21 protein-coding genes are annotated in these 20997 nt (G+C 54.6%); 11 read left to right on the top strand and 10 right to left on the bottom strand.

Annotated features, from left to right (window positions below):
* Positions 1-13: 13 nt before the first annotated feature.
* The 8 genes from glyA to Q3Y58_RS02920 form a co-directional block, all read right to left on the bottom strand.
* Positions 14-1327, bottom strand: coding sequence for a serine hydroxymethyltransferase (glyA, locus tag Q3Y58_RS02955; protein ID WP_274216483.1), 1314 nt, complete (start codon positions 1325-1327; stop codon positions 14-16).
* Between the two features lie 177 nt (positions 1328-1504).
* Entirely contained in the window at positions 1505-1693 is a 189-nt protein-coding gene (locus Q3Y58_RS02950) for a DUF6898 family protein (protein ID WP_274216482.1), read from the bottom strand.
* Positions 1694-1742: 49 nt separating this feature from the next.
* A complete protein-coding gene (locus Q3Y58_RS02945; RefSeq protein WP_274216481.1) occupies positions 1743-3179 on the bottom strand; it encodes a L,D-transpeptidase family protein in 1437 nt (478 codons plus the stop codon).
* Between the two features lie 278 nt (positions 3180-3457).
* Positions 3458-3970 carry a transcriptional regulator LdtR gene (gene ldtR, locus Q3Y58_RS02940; RefSeq protein ID WP_274216480.1) on the bottom strand — a complete coding sequence of 171 codons (513 nt, stop codon included), beginning with the start codon at positions 3968-3970 and terminating at the stop codon, positions 3458-3460.
* Between the two features lie 156 nt (positions 3971-4126).
* Positions 4127-5029, bottom strand: a complete 903-nt coding sequence (mmsB, locus tag Q3Y58_RS02935) for a 3-hydroxyisobutyrate dehydrogenase (RefSeq protein ID WP_319620947.1) — start codon at positions 5027-5029, stop codon at positions 4127-4129.
* Positions 5030-5134: 105 nt separating this feature from the next.
* Positions 5135-5560: a DUF6163 family protein gene (locus tag Q3Y58_RS02930; RefSeq protein ID WP_319620946.1), complete on the bottom strand. Its 426-nt coding sequence runs from the start codon at positions 5558-5560 to the stop codon at positions 5135-5137.
* Positions 5561-5601: 41 nt separating this feature from the next.
* Positions 5602-6651, bottom strand: a complete 1050-nt coding sequence (locus tag Q3Y58_RS02925) for an enoyl-CoA hydratase/isomerase family protein (RefSeq protein ID WP_319620944.1) — start codon at positions 6649-6651, stop codon at positions 5602-5604.
* A gap of 45 nt (positions 6652-6696) precedes the next feature.
* Entirely contained in the window at positions 6697-7842 is a 1146-nt protein-coding gene (locus Q3Y58_RS02920; RefSeq protein ID WP_319620942.1) for an isobutyryl-CoA dehydrogenase, read from the bottom strand.
* Positions 7843-8123: 281 nt separating this feature from the next.
* Here Q3Y58_RS02920 and hemB point away from each other — a divergent pair, with 281 nt between their 5' ends.
* The 5 genes from hemB (at position 8124) to Q3Y58_RS02895 (ending at position 13744) form a co-directional block, all read left to right on the top strand.
* Complete coding sequence (gene hemB / locus Q3Y58_RS02915) at positions 8124-9149, top strand: porphobilinogen synthase (protein ID WP_274216474.1); 1026 nt, start codon at positions 8124-8126, stop codon at positions 9147-9149.
* Between the two features lie 71 nt (positions 9150-9220).
* Positions 9221-10450: a threonine ammonia-lyase gene (locus tag Q3Y58_RS02910; RefSeq protein WP_319620940.1), complete on the top strand. Its 1230-nt coding sequence runs from the start codon at positions 9221-9223 to the stop codon at positions 10448-10450.
* A gap of 182 nt (positions 10451-10632) precedes the next feature.
* Positions 10633-11028: an RDD family protein gene (locus tag Q3Y58_RS02905; RefSeq protein WP_319620939.1), complete on the top strand. Its 396-nt coding sequence runs from the start codon at positions 10633-10635 to the stop codon at positions 11026-11028.
* 111 nt (positions 11029-11139) lie between these two features.
* Positions 11140-12954 (top strand): SLC13 family permease, encoded by a 1815-nt coding sequence (locus tag Q3Y58_RS02900; RefSeq protein WP_319620938.1) that lies wholly within the window; start codon positions 11140-11142, stop codon positions 12952-12954.
* A gap of 28 nt (positions 12955-12982) precedes the next feature.
* Positions 12983-13744, top strand: a complete 762-nt coding sequence (locus Q3Y58_RS02895; RefSeq protein WP_274216470.1) for an arginyltransferase — start codon at positions 12983-12985, stop codon at positions 13742-13744.
* A gap of 1 nt (position 13745) precedes the next feature.
* On the opposite strand, the gene Q3Y58_RS02890 is transcribed toward Q3Y58_RS02895, so the two are convergent.
* Both Q3Y58_RS02890 and Q3Y58_RS02885 read right to left on the bottom strand, forming a co-directional pair.
* On the bottom strand, positions 13746-14411 hold the full coding sequence (locus tag Q3Y58_RS02890) for a uracil-DNA glycosylase (RefSeq protein ID WP_319620937.1): 666 nt from the start codon (positions 14409-14411) through the stop codon (positions 13746-13748).
* Positions 14412-14437: 26 nt separating this feature from the next.
* Complete coding sequence (locus tag Q3Y58_RS02885; protein ID WP_274216468.1) at positions 14438-15013, bottom strand: LabA-like NYN domain-containing protein; 576 nt, start codon at positions 15011-15013, stop codon at positions 14438-14440.
* A 630-nt stretch (positions 15014-15643) separates the two neighbouring features.
* Here Q3Y58_RS02885 and rpoZ point away from each other — a divergent pair.
* The 6 genes from rpoZ (at position 15644) to lepB (ending at position 20988) form a co-directional block, all read left to right on the top strand.
* Positions 15644-16039 (top strand): DNA-directed RNA polymerase subunit omega, encoded by a 396-nt coding sequence (gene rpoZ, locus Q3Y58_RS02880; protein ID WP_274216467.1) that lies wholly within the window; start codon positions 15644-15646, stop codon positions 16037-16039.
* A 94-nt stretch (positions 16040-16133) separates the two neighbouring features.
* On the top strand, positions 16134-18359 hold the full coding sequence (locus Q3Y58_RS02875) for a RelA/SpoT family protein (RefSeq protein WP_274216466.1): 2226 nt from the start codon (positions 16134-16136) through the stop codon (positions 18357-18359).
* A 28-nt stretch (positions 18360-18387) separates the two neighbouring features.
* On the top strand, positions 18388-18975 hold the full coding sequence (gene pyrE / locus Q3Y58_RS02870; protein WP_319620936.1) for an orotate phosphoribosyltransferase: 588 nt from the start codon (positions 18388-18390) through the stop codon (positions 18973-18975).
* A gap of 32 nt (positions 18976-19007) precedes the next feature.
* Positions 19008-19619 carry a DUF2062 domain-containing protein gene (locus tag Q3Y58_RS02865; RefSeq protein WP_274216464.1) on the top strand — a complete coding sequence of 204 codons (612 nt, stop codon included), beginning with the start codon at positions 19008-19010 and terminating at the stop codon, positions 19617-19619.
* 67 nt (positions 19620-19686) lie between these two features.
* Entirely contained in the window at positions 19687-20115 is a 429-nt protein-coding gene (gene acpS / locus Q3Y58_RS02860; protein WP_319620935.1) for a holo-ACP synthase, read from the top strand.
* Positions 20116-20235: 120 nt separating this feature from the next.
* Entirely contained in the window at positions 20236-20988 is a 753-nt protein-coding gene (lepB, locus tag Q3Y58_RS02855; RefSeq protein WP_274216462.1) for a signal peptidase I, read from the top strand.
* The last annotated feature ends 9 nt before the right edge of the window (positions 20989-20997 follow it).

The raw sequence follows: 20997 nt of genomic DNA, 5'->3' as shown, positions 1-20997 counted from the left end.
TTTTAAGCTCTTATCAGCCGCCGTAAATCGGGAAACGGCTGGTCAGCTTGACCACCTTTTCCTTAACGGCCAGCTCAACAGCTTCATTGCCTTCGTCGCTGTTCGCTTCACGCAGCCCGTCCAGAACCTCAGTGATCAAGAGGCCAATTTCACGGAACTCTTCCTTGCCGAACCCACGAGTGGTGCCAGCAGGCGTTCCAAGACGAATCCCGGAAGTGATCGTTGGCTTCTGAGGGTCTAGCGGTACACCGTTTTTGTTACAGGTGATGTTCGCACGGCCCAGAGACTTCTCGGCGGCCTTACCCGTCAGGTTTTTCGGGCGAAGATCCACAAGCATCAGGTGGGTATCCGTGCCGCCAGAAACGATGTCCAGCCCGCCTTCGCGCAGAGTTTCAGCCAAAACCTGAGCATTCTCCACAACGTTCTTGGCGTAGGTCTTGAATTCCGGGCGCAACGCTTCGCCGAATGCGACAGCCTTCGCGGCAATCACATGCATCAACGGACCACCCTGCAGACCCGGGAAGATCGCAGAATTGATCTTCTTGGCGATGGCCTCATCATTGGTCAGAACCAAACCACCACGCGGACCGCGCAAGGTCTTGTGAGTGGTGGACGTTGCCACATGGGCATGCGGGAATGGAGATGGGTGCTGACCACCAGCCACCAGACCAGCAAAGTGCGCCATATCAACCCAAAAATAGGCACCAACTTCATCAGCGATTGCGCGGAACGCAGCAAAGTCAATCTGACGGGAGTAGGCAGAACCACCGGCGATAATGATCGCAGGCTTGTGTTCACGCGCAAGAGCGGCAACTTCGTCCATGTCGATCAGGCCAGTGGATGTATCAAGGCCGTACTGAACAGCATTGAACCACTTACCGGACATGTTGGGCTTCGCGCCGTGCGTCAGGTGACCACCAGCATCAAGGCTCATACCGAGCAGCGTGTCGCCCGGTTTGGCCATCGACATCAGAACGGCCTGGTTAGCCTGCGAACCAGAGTTTGGCTGAACATTGGCGAACTCGCAGCCAAACAGTTCCTTGACGCGGCTGATCGCCAGCTCTTCAGCAATATCGACATACTCGCAACCGCCGTAGTAGCGACGACGCGGATAGCCCTCAGCGTATTTGTTGGTCATCACGGAGCCTTGGGCTTCCATGACTGCAGCCGAGACGATGTTCTCAGATGCGATCAGCTCAATCTCATTCTGCTGACGAGAGAGCTCCAGGTTGATCGCCTCAAAGATTTCCTTGTCGCCGTCGGCCAATGAACCTGTAAAGAAGTCTGGGTACAGTGGAGTACTGACTGTGTTATCCGTCAGGGACATTGTTAGGCCTCATATCTTTGGTGTCGCTAAATGGCGGGGTCAGGAGCCAAACCGCCAACACCCCGGGCGCTTTCAACTTGCGCTGGGAGCACACGTGCTACCACAGGAAACCACGCAAACCAAGGGTCTAGAGACTACATAGAGCATGATTGGGCCGGTGTTCACCCATATTTGCCTTCAGCTCTTCTGATCCCGCTCCAAACGGCGTTTCAGTTTCTGAGCTGCCAAAGCTTTTAGTTGTGCCTGCGAGGCATTGGGGTCGCCCACAACAGACACTTCCGTGCCAGTGTCCGCGCAGATGGCGCTCACCTTCACATAGCGGCCAACCTGATGCAGTTCGAAAAAGATTGTACTTGGCTTGCTCACACACGCCCCCAAACAAAAATGCCGCGGAACTCCGCGGCACTTCGCCAAATCAATTCACATTGATCGCCGCTGTGTCGGTGCCGCCGGTTCCAATTCCGTCTCGGTTGTAAATATCACCGCGGAAATGAACAACACCATCGGCCTGCGCCCAAGCGGTAATATAGGCCATATGCAGTGGAATCTTGCTCTTCATCCTCACGTCAAGACGTTCACCGCTGCGAATCGCATCATCCACCCGAGACCGGTCCCACTCAGGCGTGGTGGAGGACAACAGCCAGGTTGCCAGCTCGCGCACGTTCTGAACGCGCACGCAACCTGAGGAATGGAAGCGATAGCCGCTGCCGAACAGCGATTGCTCTGGTGTGTCGTGAAGATAGACCTGATGGGTGTTATGGAAGTTGATGCGCATGGTGCCCATGGAGTTGCCGTCGCCCGGCTCCTGCGTGAAGCGATACTGCGTCGCCTCGTCAGTGCCCCAGTCAATGTCCTGCCACTGCAGCTCGTTTCCATGCCAATCAAAGATACGAATGCGGTTTTCCGCCAGGTAGTTCGGGTTTTCCTGCATACGCGGGATCAGATCCTTGCGGATAATGCTGACCGGAACCGTCCAATACGGATTGAAGTTCAACTCGTGAATGGCCGAATTCACAATCGGAGTCTGCCGATCGATCTTGCCAACCACGGCGGTGTGGCGTGAACGAACCTGTCCATGGTCAACCGCTTCGATGGAGGCGCCCGGAATGTTCACCATCACATAGCGATCTTTAAGCTTTGGCGCCAGTTCCTCAACCCGCTCCAGATTGGTCTGAAGCTGGCGCAAACGCGCATCCGCCGACACGTTGAGGGCGTCCAGAGTATCCTGACCGACGACACCATCTGGTGTCAGCCCGTGGCGTAACTGGAAGGCACGAACCGCCGAATCCACATAGCTGTCAAACGTATTGGACAGCCCAGCGGACTGTGCCAGATCGCCTGAAACCATGAGGCGTTGGCGCAACGCAATGACATTGTCATGGCGCATCCCCATCCGCATGGCCTTTGTGCCGCCCGGTACCTGCGGCCAGCCGCCATTCACGACGATCTGCTGATACTTGTAGATGGCACCGCGCAGATAGTCTGCCGTCTCCAGAGTGATGCTGGGCTTTTGGAAGTCCAGCTTCGCCAGCTTTCCAGAGCCCCTATCAAAGCTATCCTGCCACTCGGTACCGTCAACAAACTGCAGCTGTCCAGAAGGCAGCTCAGCAGCAGGCGCAAATCCGTCATTTCCCAGGCTGTTCGGCACACCTGAATTTACCTGCGCAACAGCAGCGCCAGCACTCATTGCCAGTGCAGCCCCGCACAGCAGAGAAATGAGTCTGGATCGGCGAGTTTGGTCGATCTGGCTCAACACGAATAGCTCTCCAATTTCTTTAATACCGGCTACCAATCCAGCATACCCGATGGTTTCTAAGGATTTGGTAACCACGTCCCCGGCTGGAGCATTCATGTTAGGCCCCTGCTCCGGCTCCATGCTCGTGGCATGGTCCAAGGGATTTTGCAACCGCGTGATAACAACAAGTGGGCGCGATACACCCCAGTGCGCCCGACACCTGAAGAAAAAGCCAGCTCAATATGGCTGCTTCATGTCCGTTTGACGCCTTTCGCCCAACATTCACACCGGCAAGTTCCAGCGCAACCCATCCGTCGTGCTGCGCCTCATGCTCCAAACACAAAAACGCCGCCTGATGGAGGCGACGTTTTTGAATTGGGTGTGTGATCCAACGCTTACAAGCGATAGAGAATCTGGTCTGTCCAGAAACGCTCGAGACGACGCAAGGAGCGGTTCAGCTCAACAAGGTTCTCGGTGCCAAGTTCCCCGACCTGCTCGATAGACAGGACATGACGGCCATAAAGGTCATCAACAATCTGCGCGATCTCTCTGCCCTTCTCGGTCAGACTTACGCGCACAGAACGACGATCCATGCGAGAGCGTTCGTGATTGATGTACCCAGTTTCGACAAGCTTCTTAAGATTGTAAGAAACGTTGGAACCCAGATAGTAGCCACGGGTGCGCAGTTCGCCTGCCGTCAATTCGGAATCCCCGATGTTGAACAGCAACAGAGCCTGTACGCTGTTTACATCTGATCGTCCCATCCGATCAAATTCATCCTTGATGACGTCAAGAAGACGACGGTGCAGTCGTTCAATCAGTGTGAGTGCCTCAAGATAAGCAGGCTTCAACTCAGCCTTCTCTTCTTCCTGCGGCAGGACTTCGACTGCCCTATTTGTGTTCACCATTTGGTTGCGCCTCATGTCCATATTGCCGTGCAAGTCGTATTTTTGTTCCGCACTTGAAGCAAATTTACCCCACCGGCTCTAAGAACCGCTTAAGAGATACACTTAATGATCCCTTAATTCTCACAGTGCGCATCACACACCCGGGTAACCATTCGTTTACGATCCGCCGCGAAGGAACTGTATTATTGCGGAGAAATCGCGGTTTTCACCATCACTGTTGCAAAACTGCTCATAGAGCTCGGCGGCACGATGCCCCATGGGGGTCTCGGCTCCAAAGGAATCAGCGGCCTCACGAGCAAGGTGCAAATCCTTCAGCATCATCGCAGCTGCAAAGCCAGGCTTGTAATCATTGTTCGCTGGCGATGTCGAAACTGGACCCGGTATCGGACAGTAGCTCGTCAAAGACCAACATTGACCGGATGAAGTTGAAGCCACGTCAAACAACTTCTGAGGATCCAAACCCAGTTTCTCTGCCAGCAAGAATGCCTCGCATGTTCCAATCATCGAAATGCCAAGCAGCATGTTGTTACAAATCTTGGCGGCTTGCCCAGCGCCGGCGTCCCCGGCATGCACGACCGACTTCCCCATAACATCAAGGAGTGGACGTGCCTGTTCTACCGCCTCATCAGAACCGCCGACCATGAAGGTCAAGGTTCCAGCTGCTGCCCCAACTGCTCCCCCGGAAACCGGCGCATCAATCATATGCATTCCGGCCTCATGCGCAGCTTCCGCCACTTTCCGAGCACTCTCCACATCGATGGTTGAGCAATCAATCAGAAGTGTGTCTGGCTTTGCATGCTTCAAAACACCATCCTCACCGCGATAAACGGCATCTACGTGTTTTCCAGCTGGTAACATGGTAACAACAACTTCGGCTTCTTTAACAGCCGCACTTATGCTATGCGCACATATTCCCCCTGCTTTTTTTATGGCTTCTTGCGCACTTGGGGATAGGTCGACACCTGTCACCTCATGGCCAGCCTTGACCAGATTGATGGCCATCGGACCGCCCATGTTCCCAAGACCAATGAACGCAATCTTCCTTAAGTCACCAGACATATTTACCTCCCCTAAATTGTCCGAAGCTTGTTATTCACGGCATAGGTGCAGTGTCAGCACAAACACTTAGCCTGTGCAGCCCTACCTTAGCAGAATACGGGGAGTTCAGGAGCGCTTGGCCTGCTCTTCTCCGAATCTCTCGGAGAGGTACAAAAGGACCAGATAAAGGGCGATAGCCCCCATATAAAAAGCGATCTCGTAGGGTCGGCGCGCGAAAGTCTCAGCGAACACCGTGTGCATCACGACCTGACACAATGAACGAAACAGCCAGATGACCGTTCCCCAGCTGGCGAGCAGCCACAGGCCAATAGCGGCAATCAGGTCCAGAACGGCAAAGAACACAATTGCACTCTGCCATTCGGTCGGCATATCGGGAAAGTAGAGGCCTCTCCAACTCTCAGCCCCAACGATGCGGGCCCAGTGTATGAGCCCCGCACCCAGCATGATGAGAGCCATCAGGCGCAGGTACACATGCAACATCTCCGTGAAGGAGGGTCCTCTGCGAACCATGTGCTCCAGTGTATTTCGCATAAGCCTGTTCCTAATGGCCCCAGTTTAAAGGCCTTGACGGCCTAGAGAGTCAAATCGCCTCCTTTGGGTGGCATGAAATGCGCTTCAATTTCAACCTCATTTAGCTCACTCATGCGCTCTGGACGCCATTTTGGACTATGATCCTTGTCGATAAGCACTGCGCGCACGCCCTCATAGAAGTCATGCCCCTGCAAAATCTGCGACACAATCCGGTATTCCATGATCATGCAATCGTTCATGGAAAGCTCTGCGCCGCGTTTCAACTGACGGAAAGCAACCTCAATGCTGGTGGGCGAGCGCCCCCCGAGGGTGTCGAGCGTCTTGCGCGCAAAATCGTCATCGCTGCTTGCCTCCAGCTGGCTCAACGCCTCGAAGATGCCAGCAGTGGTATCAACGCCAAAACAGCTCTCGATGACTTGAGCTTTGTCGGAGATCGGCGCATGGCCCGCCTCAACACCGTATTCGTCCAGAACGGATTCGACATTATCAGCCGCGCAAAGGGCCGCCTCCAGAGCTTCAAACTTTTCCGCTGGTACGGCGTGGGTCAATATGCCTGCCCAGCAACAGTCGGCCTGATTGAGGCGCTCTGCCGTGAGCGCGCAGTAATAGCCCAGCGCATGGGGCAATCGCGGCAAGAAGTATCCGCCGCCCACATCCGGGAAGAAGCCAATACCGGTTTCAGGCATGGCAAACAGCGTCTTCTCCGAACCGACGCGATAGTGCCCATGCACTGAAATGCCAACACCGCCCCCCATAACAATGCCATCGATAAGCGCAACCAATGGAGTCTTGCAGGCTTTCATCGCCGCATTGAGACGATACTCATCAGCAAAGAACTGAACCGTTTCTGCAGCCTTTTCCGGTCCGGCCTTGGCAACCTGACGGATGTCCCCTCCGGCGCAAAAGGCTCTGTCGCTGTTGCTCTTGATGATGATGTGGCGAACACTTGGGTCCGCGTCCCATTCAGTCAAATGGTTGTGCATGGCGACAACCATCTCATGGGTCAGGGCGTTCAGCGCTTTCGCACGATTGAGCACCATAAGACCAGCATGGCCCTTTCGCTCAAAAAGGACCTCATCAGTCATAGTCATTCAAGCTCCGTTGTTTGATTAAAGCAGATCCGCAAAGAGACTCACTTACTGAGCTTCGCGGAAAATCTCTCTGGATATAATGAGACGCATGATCTCATTGGTGCCTTCAAGGATCTGGTGCACGCGAACATCGCGCAGATAGCGCTCCAGTGGATAGTCCTTCAGGTAGCCATACCCGCCATGCAGCTGAAGCGCATCATTGACCACCTTGAACCCCGTGTCGGTTGCGAGGCGTTTGGCCATTGCAGCCATTTTAGTGGCGGATGGATCCTTCTGATCCAGCAACGACGCCGCCTTGTATAGCAACAGGCGCGCCGCCTCCAGCTCTGTTGCCATATCCGCAATGCGGAACTGCAACGCCTGGAACTGGTTCAGATTGCGGCCAAACTGCTTGCGCTCCCCCATATACTGAATTGCCTGATCCAAACAGGCCTGAGCGGCACCCAAGGAGCATGCGCCGATGTTAAGCCGCCCGCCGTCGAGCCCCATCATGGCGATCTTGAAGCCATCCCCCTCTTCACCGATACGATTGGCGACTGGCACACGGCAATCCTCAAAGTTCACCTGCGCCGTTGGTTGGCTGCGCCATCCCATCTTGTGCTCATTGGCACCAAAGCTGAGGCCCGGCGTTCCTTTTTCAACAATCACACAGGAGATGCCAGCCGGCCCCTCCTCGCCCGTGCGCACCATCACCGCGTAAAGATCAGAAGTGCCAGCACCAGAGATGAACGCCTTGGACCCGTTCAGAACATACTCGTCGCCATCGCGAACAGCGCGGGTGCGCAGCGCTGCGGCATCGGAACCAGATCCCGGTTCGGTAAGGCAGTAGCTTGCGATCATGCCCATGCTGCACATCTGCGGCAAGAACCGCTGACGCAGCTCCTCATTTCCGAACTTGTCGATCATTCCCGCCACCATGTTGTGGATGGAAAGAAAAGCTGCGGTGGAGGTACATCCCTTGGAAAGCTCTTCAAAGATCAAAGCCGCATCCAGACGCCCCAGCTCAGAACCGCCCACATCTGAAGGAACGTAAAGACCTGCCATGCCCAACTCGGCAGCCTTTCTCAGCGTTTCGACCGGAAAGAAAGAGTTCTCGTCCCACTCTTTGGCAAATGGAGCTAATTCTTCGGCGGAAAAACTGGACGCCATATCAACAATGGCGCGCTGTTCTTCTGTCAATTGAAAATCCATGGTTGCAGCCCTCCCAAACTACAATAGATCAGCATTTTCTATAGCTTGCGCAATCGGTACGCGCACAGTGGCACTGCGTCAATTCGCATATAGCAGCACATATATCACGAGAGAATAATTTGAGCTTGCTGGAAAAAAATGATCGAACTTGCAGAAAAAAGGGAGGTTTTGAGGTGAATCCTACCGCCAGCCTATGTTATCTGCAAAAACACTATCCCCGACTGAGACGGCATAGCGTTTCGCCTCGCCGGGCCCCAAAAGGTTCTTAACGGTGAATTTCAATGGCAGATAAGATCAATACTCCTCACGTTCCCAACGTTGCGTCCGTACTTGGCGGCCGCCGCATGCGACGCAATCGTTCCAGTGACTGGTCACGCCGACTGGTCCGCGAGAACGAGGTAACAGTGAACGATTTGATCTGGCCAATTTTTCTGATGGATGGCAACAACGCAACCGAGGCTGTCTCCTCCATGCCGGGCGTCGAACGCTATACCGTTGACAGAGCGGTCAAGGCCGCTGAGGAAGCCGCCACACTTGGCATTCCAGCGCTGGCGCTCTTTCCAAACACACCAAATGAATTGCGTGACGACGACGGCACCGAGGCACTAAACGACAACAACCTGATTTGTCGCGCCCTGCGCGCCATCAAGGATGAAGGCATTCCCGTCGGCCTGGTTACCGATGTTGCCCTCGACCCCTATACCAGTCATGGGCATGACGGCTTGTTGCGCGGTGAGATCATCGTCAACGACGAAACAGTCGAGCAGCTATGCCGCCAGGCGCTCGTGCAGGCTGAAGCAGGTGCCGACGTTATCGCCCCATCTGACATGATGGACGGCCGTATCGGTGCCATTCGCGAGACGTTGGATGCAAACGGCTTCGACGATCGTCAGGTAATGGCCTACTCTGCGAAGTATGCCTCAGCGTTCTATGGCCCTTTCCGAGATGCCGTTGGTACCAACGCAATGCTGAAGGGCGACAAACGTACATATCAGATGGACCCCGCAAATACGGATGAAGCCCTGCGCGAAGCCGAGCTAGATCTGCAGGAAGGGGCCGACATGATCATGGTCAAGCCAGGCATGCCGTACCTTGATATCATCCGCCGGGTGAAAGACACTTTCCTCGTCCCCACCTATGCCTATCAGGTCTCCGGGGAGTACGCGATGATTTGCGCAGCCGCACAAAATGGTTGGATCGACTATGAGCGCGCCATGATGGAGAGCCTTCTGGCGTTCAAACGCGCAGGTTCTGATGGCATCCTGACCTATTTCGCGCTGGAAGTAGCCAAAAAGCTCAAAGGCTGAACAAGCCTCTCTCCATTATTTATGGCGGGCCTGATGGCCCGTCCTCACTTTCAACAGATGTGAACTGTGCCATGCCCCTGCCCGTTACCCTTGAAGACATCGAGCGCGCTGCCAAGGCGATTGAAGGCGCAGTTCTGCGCACGCCATTGTTGCCAGCGCGCCACCTGGATGAGATCACTGGCACAAGCATTTTCGTCAAGTACGAGAACCTGCAGGATACCAATGCCTTCAAGGAACGTGGCGCGCTCAACAAACTCCTCAGCCTGAGCGCGGAAGAACGCGCCAAAGGCGTCATTGCCATGTCGGCAGGCAACCACGCACAGGCGGTTGCGCTTCATGCGACACGACTGGGCATACCAGCGGTCATCGTCATGCCGCTGAACACACCGCATGTCAAAGTTGCCGCCACCGAAAACTATGGTGCCACGGTCGTTCTCGCTGGTGAAACCGTTGATGATGCGCGCGAGGAAGCGGACCGCTTGTCGAAAGAACACGGCTACACATGGGTGCATCCCTACGATGATTCATATGTGATTGCTGGTCAGGGAACCATTGCCCTAGAGATGCTTGAAGACATGCCAGAGCTTGATGTTTTGGTTGTACCCATCGGCGGCGGCGGCATGATCTCGGGCATGGCCATTGCCGCCAAGGCAAAGAAGCCTTCCATCGAAATCATCGGTGTGGAAGCCGTCCTGTTCCCCTCCATGCACAATGCACTGTCCGGCAAAGAGCGCCCCGCGGGCGGCAATACACTTGCTGAGGGGATTGCCGTGCGCCGTGTTGGCGCGCTCACCAAGGAAATCACGTCTGAATTGGTCGAGGACATCATCCTCGTCTCCGAAACCCAAATTGAGCAAGCCGTCAACGCCTACCTGACACAGCAAAAGACCATCGCTGAGGGGGCTGGGGCGGCAGGTCTTGCGGCCGTCATGGCGCAGCCTGAGCGGTTTAGAGGCAAGAAAGTCGGGCTTGTCTTGTGTGGCGGAAACATTGATCCACGCCTCCTCACATCCATCATGCTCCGAGAGCTGGTACGCAGCGGCAACATCATCTCGATCCGCTGCACCATACCGGATCGTCCAGGCATCCTTGGCGAGATCTCGACGCTTATTGGGGGCCTCGGCGGCAACATTCTGGAGGTCTCCCACCACCGACTGTTTCTCGATGTCCCTGCAAAAGGCGCAACGCTAGACGTCACAATCGAGACCCGCGGTAGCACCCATGCGGCCACAATCATCAAGGCGCTGGAAGACAACGGCATCAACGTTGCCCATCTCGCAAGCGCAGACCTTAGAAACTAAAGGGTTGGGCCAGCATTTACTCATCGCTTCACGTTGAAAAAGGGGCGCATGTCCATTACCTGTGACAGTAACGGCAGCATTATCGATTTTAAGAGCGCAGGATGAACCAAGACATTTTTGCCAACCCATCATACGATCCGTATACAAGTCCAGCGCTGTTTTCAGGCGTTCGGACCCGGCGGATGTTTGGATTCTTTATTGATGTCATTGCCATTTTGATCCTCACCACCATCGCCTCAGTCTTTGTGTTCCTACTCGGGATCTTCACACTGGGTCTGGCATGGCTTTTGTTGCCCATCATTTGGCAGGCAGTCGCTCTTTGCTACACCGCTTTTACATTGGGCGGGCCCAATGCAGCCACCCCTGGCATGCGCGCCATGGGCCTCGAGATGCGTCTTACCAACGGGATGAAGCCCTATCCGCTTTTCGCGGCCATCCATGCCCTTCTGTTTTGGTTTTCGGTCGCCCTGCTCACCCCGTTGATCCTGCTGATTTCTCTGTTCAGTGACCGCAAACGCTTGCTGCATGACATGATCCTTGGCAGCGTGATTGTAAATTCCTCAGTGGAAAGACGGTAAACCCTCGACCATCTCATAAAACTTGGTTCGTGACCTCGCTCCCATTACCAACTAGGAATAGGGGTCGATGACTCGAAACACGGGGATGCAATGGGGTTTTCTGAGATACCGATGATCTTGACCTTTCTGATCATTGGCACAGCAATCGTGCTGTATGCCACGGAAAGGTTCTCCATTGAGATCATTGCACTGGGCCAGGTCGTGGCCCTGATGCTTCTCTTTTTGATATTCCCCCAAGAGTTTCAAGGAAAGACTCTCGAGGTCTCGGACTTCCTTCAAGGCTTTGCGAACCCGGCGCTCATCACAGTGATCGCGCTGTTGATCGTGGGTCAGGGCTTGTTTCAGACCGATGCTCTGGAAAAGCCCTCTCAGTTCATTCTCGATGTAACGCGACATCGCAAATGGCTGGCGGCCAGCCCGCTGCTGATCCTTGTGGGAGCCATGAGCGCCTTTCTCAACAACACGCCTGTTGTTGTCATGGTACTGCCCATATTGACGGCCATCGCAACAGCGCACGCCACCTCGCCTGCGCGGATTTTGATGCCACTGTCGTTCATCACGATCCTCGGCGGCATGACCACCATGATTGGCTCGTCCACCAACCTGCTCGTCGCAAATGTCGCCAACCAGACCGGTGAAGTGCAAATCGAGTTTTTCACCTTCACGCAGCTGGGAGCCATGCTCGCTGCTGTCGGCTCCATTTATGTGCTTTTCATCCTGCCGCGCATCCTCACACCGCGCAAAACCATGGCAGAAGAGTTTCAAGGCCAAAGCGGCAAGCAGTTCATTGCGCAAATTCCAATCGTCTTTGGGCATCCTCTGGTGGGCAGCAAAGCCGTTGCAGGTCTCTTCCCGGAACTCAAGGACATGACTGTCCGCCTCGTTCAGCGCGGCGAGCGCCCTCTGCTTCCCCCATTCGAGAACGTGGTTCTGAGCCCGGGTGACACGGTAATCGTGGCAGCTACGCGCAGCACCCTCACCCGCGCCCTGAGCGACCGCCAGCCACTCCTGAAGCCAACCTCTGCAGATGAAGACACTTCCGAGCAGGAGACGAGCAGCATTCCAACCGGAACCCTTGCTCTGGCTGAGGCAGTGGTGGCACCGGGCTCCCGTCTGATTGGCCGTACAATCTCTCAGGCTGGCTTTAGAGCAGAAACCGGTTGTGTGGTTACCGGCCTTCAGCGCCGCAGCCGTATGCCGCGCATGCCCATGAGCGACATCCGAATGGAGTCGGGCGATGTACTGCTGATCGGCGGCAACCGGGAAAACATAAATCGCTTGCGCGGCAATCGTGACGTCCTTCTTCTCGATTGGTCGACAGTTGAAGTGCCTCAACGCCGATATGCCCGCCGCGCTCTTGGCATCTTCGCCGCCATGATTACGCTAGCAGTCACGGGCATGGTGCCGATTGTTGTTGCCGCCGTTGCAGCAACCTTCGGCATGATTGCCGGACGCTGCCTCAATGTGCGTCAGGCCCTTCGCACCATCGACAGCCGTATTTTCATGCTGATTGGATCGTCGATCGCATCGTCGCTGGCACTGGAGGCAACAGGCGGTGCCTCGCTCATCTCAGCCTATCTGGTGACATTGGCAGACGGCTATTCGCCCGCAGTCCTGCTTTCCCTGCTTTTTGCAGTAGTGGCTGTGCTGACCAATCTTTTGTCAAACAATGCAACAGCGGTGCTCTTTACACCCATTGCCATTGATATGGCCCATCGTTCCGGCACCCCTGTAGAACCCTTCATCGTCTGCCTGATCATGGCGGCGAACTGTTCTTTTGCAACGCCGATTGGCTATCAAACCAACCTGATTGTTATGGGACCGGGCCACTATAGATTCAGTGACTTCATAATTGCTGGAACACCCCTTGCAGTTATCATATGGTTGACCTTCTCATTAATCGCGCCATGGTATTATAGTCTGTGAATGAATACTTGGCCTCCGGAGCGGTTGCGTGACACGACAGCCATTTGATAACCCTCAGTTCTACCTGACGGCTCCCTCAGATTGCCCTTACCTACCTGATCGCAAAGAGCGAAAGGTCTTCACGCATCTCGTTGGCCCAAGTGCGGCTTCATTGAATGACATTCTGACACAAGGCGGTTTCCGCCGATCACAGAACATTGCCTATCGCCCGGCCTGCGAAGACTGCAGAGCCTGCATTTCTGTGCGCGTGTGCGTGGATGACTTCAAATGGACCAAGTCCTTCAAGCGCCTTTGGAAAAACGACCAGTGTCTGGTTGGCGCGGAACTGCCCGCAGGCCCAAGCGCGGAACAGTACGACCTTTTCAGGTCTTACTTGCTCTCACGCCATCACGACGGTGGCATGGCCGAGATGAGTGTTATGGACTATTCCATGATGGTGGAAGACACCCACGTGAACACGGCCGTCATTGAGTATCGCCGCCGAGGGCCCGACACATTCATCACTGGCGCAGGCGAAGGGCCGCTCTTGGGCGTTGCCCTGACAGACCGCATGTGCGACGGCCTGTCCATGGTGTATTCGTTCTACGATCCCGAGCAAACTGCACTCAGCTTGGGCACCTTCATGATCCTCGACCACATTGTCCGCGCCAAGCAACTTGGCCTCCCCTACGTTTATCTGGGATATTGGGTCGATGGCTCGCCAAAGATGAAGTACAAAGAACGCTTCCAACCACAAGAACATCTGGGCGCTTATGGCTGGCAGCGCGTAGACCCACCCGACGACAAATAAACTAGACTTCGGTGTCTTGCGCCCTGATGAAGGCCGCGACTTTCTTCAGCTGCCTGCAGAACTCTTCTTCAGACAAACGCTTCGTTTGAATGTTATAGCGCGAGCAGTGGTAACTGCTGAACAGCCGCTTGCCATCCGGCAAATCCCACTCACAATCATGCGCAAACGGACAAGCTGAAATCGGCACCCCATAAGCACGCAAGATCGCATCATGAGCCTGCCGACCAACCGCGAACAATGCCGAGGCGTTTCTATGGGCCTTCAGCATGCGCACAAAAAACGGGTTACAGTTCTTGATCTCCTGCGCGGTTACCTTGTTTTGTGGCGGTACACATCGAACGATATTGGTGATGAGTACATGGTCCGCCCATATGCCGCCCTCGGGTGCGGCCTCATCACGGTAGCGTGCAAGTCCGGCCTCCACCAAGGCTCTTGAAAGCAATAGCCCGGAAAAGTCGCCTTGAAATGGGATCCCGGTCCGGTTTCCGCCTTTCAATCCGGGCGCAAGCCCAACCACAATAAGCTGAGGCTTTGAGGCGCCGTAATCCGGAACAGGAGCATTGAACCATTCTGGGTTTTGCGCTGCGACCTCCCGCCGAAACGCAAAGAGCCGCGCACAGGCTCTACACCCCGCACGCGGCTCCTTGTAATTCCTTTCAAGGGTCATTGGGAAGCCCAGCCCTCGATCGTGTACTAGTAGTCGTCGTCCATATCGTCTTCCTCTACCCGAGGAGGACGCTCATTCGGATCGCGGCCAACGCGCTGCATCAAGGACGCCAGCTCGATGAAGTGGTCTGCCTGACGGCGAAGGTCGTCTGCAATCATTGGCGGCTGGGTCTGAAGTGTGGAAACAACAGATACCTTACGGCCTTTACGCTGCAGCGCCTCAACAAGCGAACGGAAGTCACCATCGCCAGAGAACAGTACAATGTGATCTACATGATCCACCATCTGCATGGCATCTACTGCAAGCTCGATGTCCATGTTGCCCTTGATCTTGCGGCGACCGGTGGAGTCCACGAATTCTTTGACCGGCTTCGTAATGACTTTATAGCCGTTGTAGTCAAGCCAATCGATCAGCGGACGAATAGAAGAGTACTCCTGCTCTTCAACCAGAGCAGTATAGTAGTAAGCCCGGAGCAAATAGCCCTGAGCCTGAAATTCCTTCAAAAGTCGCTTGTAATCGATGTCAAACCCAATCGCCTTCGCAGTCGAGTAAAGATTTGCGCCATCAATAAATAAAGCAACCTTCTCGCGGGGATCGAACATTTTGTTTTTAACCTTTCCGCTGCACAGTAACCACTGCCACAATTCAAAATACGAATAACCACATACTACCCAAAAATTACGAGCAAAAATACTGCCGAAATAAATGGGATTATATTTAGTTTAACTCTCGCAGTTACCGTTCATCTTCGTCGCCACAACAAGACAAAGCTTGCGCACACACTTTCATATGTTTTACTTGCTGCAGAAGATAATCCGGCACCTGTTAAAATTTGGCCAATGCCTTCCGACTCATGAAGTCGACCCTAATCTAGGCTAAATAAAATTTATAGATCGATACTCGTTAAAATTAACAGGAACCGTGGCTTCCCAAGCCAAAAATCTCAAAATTGCCTAATTTCTACTGATTGCTCCCGTCAACCTTTACCTTGGGATCGATGAAACTCGCTCAAGTAGCACTGCCCTACATCTTCAATTCCAAAACCCTGCGTCAAATAACCGTTTAGATCAGTGAGTTTCACATATATCTCACTCATTCACAAAGGCGCGGATACGTTGACGTAATGATGATTTTTAGCCATTCTAGGCAAAAGACTACCTGTAGGTCTTGCGTATCGGAAAAAAGCCAATTATGAGTGGCCAACTAATTTTCCTCAAAAATGGAGTGTTCGCATGGCGCGCGTGACCGTCGAAGATTGCATCGACAAGGTCGAAAACCGGTTCGAGCTCGTGCTGCTTGCCAGCCATCGCGCCCGGATGATTTCCAGCGGCTCCCCGCTGACGATCGACCGCGATAACGATAAGAACCCAGTTGTGGCGCTTCGTGAGATTGCTGAACAGACCGTCAGCCCCGAAGACCTTAAAGAAGATCTGATCCATTCCCTTCAGAAGTTCGTTGAAGTGGATGAGCCTGAAGCCGAAACTGCCCCAATGGTTCCATCCAACCCGCAGGCAGTGCAGATCAACGCTGTTGACGACAACGAAGTGGAATTCGACCGCATGACGGAAGAAGATCTGCTGAAAGGCCTTGAAGGTCTTGTCCCACCAGAGCGTTCCGACGACTATTAAGTTATAGAGTAGCTTGATGTCGGCGCCGGCAGTGTCGGCGCCTTTTCTTTCCGGTGCCGGCCAAAGCTTTTGAAATTTTTTGAGCGGCCCCAACATGATGCGTCAGTACGAACTTGTTGAGCGCGTAAGCCGTTACAATCCTAACACGGATGAAGCGCTCCTCAACAAGGCCTATGTGTATGCCATGCAAAAGCATGGCTCCCAGACCCGCGCGTCTGGTGACCCCTATTTTTCTCACCCACTCGAAGTCGCAGCGATCCTCACCGACATGAAGTTGGACGACGCAACAGTCGCTGTTGCGCTCCTTCATGACACCATTGAGGACACGGATGCCACCCGAGCCGAGATCGACAAGCTGTTTGGCGAGGAGATCGGCAAGCTGGTTGACGGCCTGACCAAGATCAAGCGACTGGATCTTGAATCTCGCAAGGCCAAGCAAGCGGAAAACTTCCGCAAGCTTCTGCTCGCGATCGCTGATGATGTGCGCGTGCTGCTGGTGAAGCTTGCCGACCGCCTTCACAACATGCGCACCCTGCATCACATGCCGGAGCACAAACGCGGCCGCATTGCAGAAGAGACCATGGAGATCTACGCTCCGCTTGCAGGCCGTATGGGGATGCAGGAAGTGCGTGAGGAGTTGGAGGACATCTCTTTCGAGACCCTCTACCCTGAGGCCTTTGAAACGATCAAAGAGCGCTTGGGCCAGCTTCGCGAGAAGAACCAAAGCCTTATTGCAGACATTGAAACCGATCTTCAGGAACGCCTGGCTGCACGCGGTATCACGGCAGAGGTCAGTGGCCGCGAAAAGCGCCCCTACTCCATCTTTCGCAAGATGCAGCAAAAGTCACTCGGCTTTGAACAGCTCTCAGACATCTACGGCTTTCGGATCATCGTAACGACGGTTGAGGCTTGCTACCGGGTCCTGGGTGTCGTCCATACAGCTTGGCCCTGCGTTCCCGGTCGCTTCAAGGACTACATCTCAACCCCAAAGCAGAACGACTATCGGTCGATCCATACAACTGTGGTCGGCCCCAAGCGCCAACGTGTGGAACTTCAAGTCCGCACATACGCCATGCACCGTATCAATGAAAACGGCATTGCAGCCCACGCGCTTTACAAGGACGGGGTCACGGGTGGCCGAGATATCTCGCAGCTTTCGACGGACAGCCGCGCCTATGCTTGGCTGCGGTCTACCATCGACATGCTTTCGCAAGGTGATACGCCGGAAGAGTTTCTGGAACACACAAAGCTTGAACTGTTCCACGATCAAGTGTTCTGCTTCACGCCGAAGGGGCGTTTGATCGCGCTCCCCAAAGGCGCTACGCCAATCGACTTTGCCTATGCTGTTCATACGGATATCGGCAACACCTGCGTCGGCTGCAAAGTCAATGGTCACATCACTTCTCTGGTAACAGAACTCAACAACGGTGACGAAGTCGAGGTTGTGCGCTCTCAGGCCCAAACCCCGCCTCCTGCTTGGGAGAACATCGCCGTTACCGGCAAAGCGCGTGCAGCCATTCGCAGAGCCACACGCGCCTCCGCGAAAAAGCAGTATGGCGGCCTTGGAAAGCACATTCTGGAACGCGCCTTTGAGCGCTGTGAAAAGCACTTCGTCGAAGCAGAGCTGGAGCCTTATCTTGCCCACTTCGATAAGGAAACCACTCAGGACCTGATCGTCGCCGTCGGCCGCGGCGAGGTCTCCGCTTCAAGCGTCCTGACAACGCTTTACCCAGATGCGGAAACGGACGGCATTGCCGAACGCGCTGTTGAGGTCCTGCCGGCCGGCTCCGCTTCAGAAGGCTGGTTTGAAGTCAGCGAAGGTGCCTCCGTCAAGTTCAAGATCCCCGAGGCAGGCAATGAGAGCGCCAACTCTCTGCCAATTCGCGGCCTGACCAACTCGCTTCCAGTCCGCTTTGCTCCGAACGGCGGCGCAGTTCCAGGTGATCGAATTGTAGGCATTCTCTCGCCGGACGTCGGAATTACCATATATCCAATCCAGTCGCCGGATCTGAAGGAGTTTGATGATCAGCCGGATCGCTGGCTGGATGTACGCTGGGACATCGACCCCGATGCACCAGAACGGTTCCCTGCTCAAATTAGCGTGTTCGCCGTAAATGAGCCCGGTTCCCTTGCCACCATCACCAAGGTTATCAGTGATTGTTCAGGAAACATCGATAATCTTAAGATGATCCGGCAGGCCTCGGACTTCCACGAGATGCTGATCGATCTGGAAGTGTGGGATCTGAAGCACCTCAACAGGATCCTTAATCATCTGCGGTCCAAGCCCAACGTCTCAAAGGCAGTGAGGGTCAACGGCTAGCATAACAACAAGAAGAAGGATGGGTCGGATGACAATGACGCGGGATGAAGTCCTCGATACACTGCGATCAACCGGAGCAGTTTCAGAAGGACATTTCATCCTGCCCTCGGGGTTACGCAGTCCTACTCTGATTGATCGATCCCGCCTCTTCATGTACCCGTGTCATCTGCAAAGGCTCTGTCAAGAGCTTGAGCGAAAGCTCCGCGTCAGTTCGGTGGAACCGTTTGACCATATCGTATCCATCAGCCGGGCGAACATGGTCTTGGGATACGAACTGGCGCGACAACTTGATCTGGTTTCCACCTGGATGGAAAAGGATGGAGGTCAGACCAAGCTCATCGGATCGGACCTGACACGAGGGGCACGCCTGTTGGTTGTTGAGGATGTTGTCAACACAGGCGCTTCAAGTCGCGAGGCCATTCACGCTTTAGAAAGCTTAGGAATGAAAGCTGTAGGTGTGTGCTGCTTGATCGACAGGTCCGCCGGGGACGCCAATCTGGATTTGCCTTTGGTTTCACTGATAGATTTGACTGTTCCGGCATATCCTGCAGACAGGATCCCAGCACAGCTGCAAGCGATTCCCGCCATTAGCATCGGCAATCCGGTGTCAGGGTAGGATCGAGACCGAAGCTTTGGACTGTAAAACGAATGCTCTTTAAACGCCGAAAGAACCCGAGCCATATGGAGCGACTGCGCGTTGCCGTGTGGCCGCGCCACAGCTGGTTGCGTTCGGTCAAGTACTTCTCGAAGCGGGTGCTGCGCCTGAGCGCCAGCCCTCACACCATTGCTTTGGGCTTTGCGGCAGGCGCCTTCACGTCCTTCACCCCGCTAATCGGCTTTCACTTTCTCATCGCCGCAGCCATTGCCTTCATCATCGGTGGCAACATTCTGGCTTCAGCTTTGGGAACGTCAGTGGGCAACCCGCTCACCTTCCCGTTTATCTGGGCCTCCACCTACAAACTGGGCACCTTCGTCCTGCACGGGGAACCCGCCCACATGTCTCACCACCCCCTTGTCATGTCCAAGGGGTTTCTGGAACACTCTCTTGATGCCCTGTGGCCATTGATAAAGCCAATGCTGGTGGGCTGCATACCTCTGGGCATCGTAGCGGGCGTCACCTGTTATGTGGTTGTTCGATTTTCCGTGGCCGCCTACCAGAAAACACGTCGCCACCGTCTGCAACTCCGCCAGAAAGCAGCCGCCTTCGCAAAGCTGCATCGCGAGAAGGCTGCCTCTGCTGTGAAAACAGAACAGGACTAGCAACCACCCTATCGGCCCCTTACCTTTTATAGAACATGCATTTTGGCCCATCGAGGAGCCTCGACCCATGATTATTGGAATTGGCAGCGACCTTTGCGACATCCGCCGCATCGAAAAGACACTGGAACGCTTTGGAGATCGCTTCACAAACCGCGTATTTACCGAAATAGAGCGCGAGAAGTCAGACAAACGCGCCCAACGTGCAGCCTCCTATGCCAAGCGCTTTGCAGCCAAGGAAGCCTGCTCCAAAGCCCTTGGCACCGGCATTCGCATGGGCGTCAACTGGCGGGAGATGGGTGTCGTCAACCTCCCATCAGGCAAACCTACCATCGAGCTGGTCGGCAGCGCGCAAGCGCGGCTTGACGCCATGGTTCCGGAAGGTTTCCTGCCTCACATCGAATTAACCATCACAGATGACTACCCCCTCGCCCAAGCCTTTGTTGTCATGACAGCTTGGCCACAGGATTGGCCGCGTCCAGTCCCAGTTAAAAGTTGAGGGAACATTGCACAGTGCCTTTCAAAAGGCTAAGAGTGCCATCAAGTATTCTGTCATTGTTTTGCATCGACTCACCAAGATACTCTGAACTTGGTGATACCTCCCGCAATAAGGATTGAAATGAGCGTGTCCAACAAGACAAAGGCCCAGGACGGCGGCATTTACGAGACTATTAAAGTGATTGCACAGGCATTGCTGCTGGCGTTGATTGTCCGCACCTTCCTGTTTCAGCCATTCAACATCCCGTCCGGCTCCATGAAGGACACTCTGCTGATTGGTGACTATCTTTTTGTTTCCAAGTACAGCTACGGTTACAGCCGCTATTCTTTCCCATTTGGTCTGGCACCAATCTCAGGTCGCATTTGGAGCGCTGAGCCAAAGCTGGGCGACGTCGCCGTGTTCAAACTGCCGACCGACAACGCAACCGACTACATCAAGCGGGTAGTTGGACTACCGGGCGACGAGATCCAGATGATCGACGGCGTCCTGAACATCAATGGCATCCCGGTAAAACGGGAGCGTATGGACGATTTCGTCGAGACAGACCGTTTCGGAAACACCCGACGCGTGCCGCGTTTTCTCGAAACTTTGCCAAATGGCGTCAGCTACCAAACACTGGATTTGACGCAAAATGGCGCAAACGACAACACGGGTATTTATAAAGTACCAGCGGGTCACTATTTCATGATGGGGGACAATCGCGACAATTCGGCGGACAGCCGGGTCTTGGACGCAGTTGGTTACGTGCCCTACGAAAACTTTGTTGGCCGCGCCGAGATCATCTTCTTCTCTATTGAGGAGGGAACCCCCGCATGGATGGTCTGGAAATGGCCTTGGTCAGTTCGCTGGGACCGCTTGGGCGACACGCTCTAGCGTTCAGTG

The organism is Nesiotobacter zosterae (assembly GCF_033843645.1).
Classification (GTDB): domain Bacteria; phylum Pseudomonadota; class Alphaproteobacteria; order Rhizobiales; family Stappiaceae; genus Pseudovibrio; species Pseudovibrio zosterae.
The sequence above is the reverse complement of the archived record's forward strand: the minus strand, read 5'-3'. Positions and strand labels throughout refer to the sequence as shown.